This window comes from Vibrio sonorensis (assembly GCF_001854765.1).
In the GTDB taxonomy this organism is placed as follows: domain Bacteria; phylum Pseudomonadota; class Gammaproteobacteria; order Enterobacterales; family Vibrionaceae; genus Vibrio; species Vibrio sonorensis.
The window spans coordinates 1-370 of the sequence record NZ_LJJE01000084.1 but is presented as its reverse complement, the minus strand read 5'-3'; the positions used below and the strand labels follow the sequence as shown (position 1 = coordinate 370).

Here is a 370-nt window from a genome sequence, read left to right as displayed (position 1 = left end):
GATGAAGGTAAACACCACGGATTAGAGAGCTTTCACGGTATTTTCTGGTGAAGCCGATGACTGACCTTTCCCCCTAAATTAGGGTTCATCGCGCTTTCCGGGGAAAGCCGCTTTTATCTTTAAGAAGAAGTAATCAGTATCTCGATAACCATATCCCATTCTTTTAATTAATTTTATCTTGTTGTTTATTCCTTCAAGAGTACAAGTATTCAGTGGATACCTTGCTGAAGCGGTAATCCCATGAAGGTAAGGTTTTAGCTTGCGAGCGAACTCTGTTAGCGGCTTAATTCCACTCTCATTGACTTGCTCCCACCATACCTGCCATAGGTTTTTTGCCTGAAGTTCAGATTCACAACGCCAGAGTTCTTTT

1 protein-coding gene is annotated in these 370 nt (G+C 41.9%); it reads right to left on the bottom strand.

Annotation, left to right across the window (positions count from 1 at the left end; all coding sequences use genetic code 11):
* Positions 1 to 78 precede the first annotated feature (78 nt).
* A partial coding sequence (locus tag BLO31_RS14955) for a transposase (RefSeq protein WP_139159021.1) occupies positions 79 to 370 on the bottom strand: 292 nt, incomplete at its 5' end.